Here is a 1,198-nt window from a genome sequence, read left to right as displayed (position 1 = left end):
GGCTCAGGGGCGCAGGAAGCTGTCCCGGGAGCGGGAGGCATACTCCCGGCTCGTGCAGCAGGGTTACAGCAACGCCGAGGCGTGCCGGATTGTCGGTGTTGACCGCAGGACGGGCAACAAGTGGCGCAACGGCCGCAGCGCCGATCGCCGGCAGAAGGCGGCACCACCGATCCGCATGGTGGTGCCGCCTTCCGGCACATCCAGGTACCTGAGCGTGGACGAGCGCATCCAGATCGCCGACCGGCTGCGGGAGGGGGCCGGTGTTCGGGAGATCGCCACGGAGCTGGGCCGCAGCCCGTCCACGGTCAGCCGGGAGATCAGCCGCAACCGCACCGACAGCACACGTGGGCAGTGGCACTACCGCCCTCACGCCGCCCAGGCCCGCGCCGATGCCCGCCGGCCCCGCCCCAAACCGCGCAGGATCACGTCGAATCCGCAGCTGCGGGAGGCGGTCCAGGCGATGCTGGACGAGCGGTGGAGCCCGGAGCAGATATGCCACGCTCTGCGGGCACAGTTCCCCGACCGGCCGGAGATGCACGTGGTCCACGAGACCGTCTACCAGGCGCTCTACATCCAGGGGCGGGGCGAGTTGCGCCGCGAGCTGGCCGGGGCCCTGCGCTCCGGCCGGGCGCGCCGCGTCCCGCACCGCCAGGCCAACTGCCGCCGGCCACGCTTCGTCGATCCGATGGTGATGATCAGCGAGCGCCCGGCGGAAGCCGAGGACCGGGCGGTTCCCGGGCACTGGGAGGGCGACCTGATCATCGGCAAGGACGGGAAGTCGGCGATCGGCACGCTGGTCGAGCGCTCCACCCGCTTCGTGATGCTCCTGCACCTGCCCGGCGACCACACGGCCGAGACGGTCCGTGACGCCCTGGTGGCCACCGTCCGAACGCTCCCGGTCGAGCTGAAGCGCTCGCTGGCCTGGGACCAGGGCAGCGAGATGGCCGCCCACAAGAGCTTCACCGTCGCCACCGGCGTCCCGGTCTACTTCTGCGACCCCGCCAGCCCCTGGCAGCGCGGCTCCAACGAGAACACCAACGGCCTGCTGCGGCAGTACTTCCCCAAGGGCACCGACCTCTCGGTCCACAGCCCGCAGCACCTGACCTTCGTCGCCGACCAGCTCAACCGCCGCCCACGCAAAACGCTCGGCTGGGAAACCCCAGCCGAGCGTCTGCATAAACTCATCGCGGCCTAGACA

General features: G+C 71.0%; 1 protein-coding gene. It reads left to right on the top strand.

The annotated features are described in order from the left end of the window. The first annotated feature begins 175 nt into the window (after window positions 1–175). Window positions 176–1,195: an IS30 family transposase gene (locus ACIBCA_RS37150; protein WP_396287605.1), complete on the top strand. Its 1,020-nt coding sequence runs from the start codon at window positions 176–178 to the stop codon at window positions 1,193–1,195. Window positions 1,196–1,198: the final 3 nt, after the last annotated feature.

Source organism: Kitasatospora sp. NPDC051170, assembly GCF_044455705.1.
GTDB lineage: Bacteria > Actinomycetota > Actinomycetes > Streptomycetales > Streptomycetaceae > Kitasatospora.
Note: the sequence above shows the minus strand (reverse complement) of the source record. Positions and strands in the feature narration are given on the sequence as shown.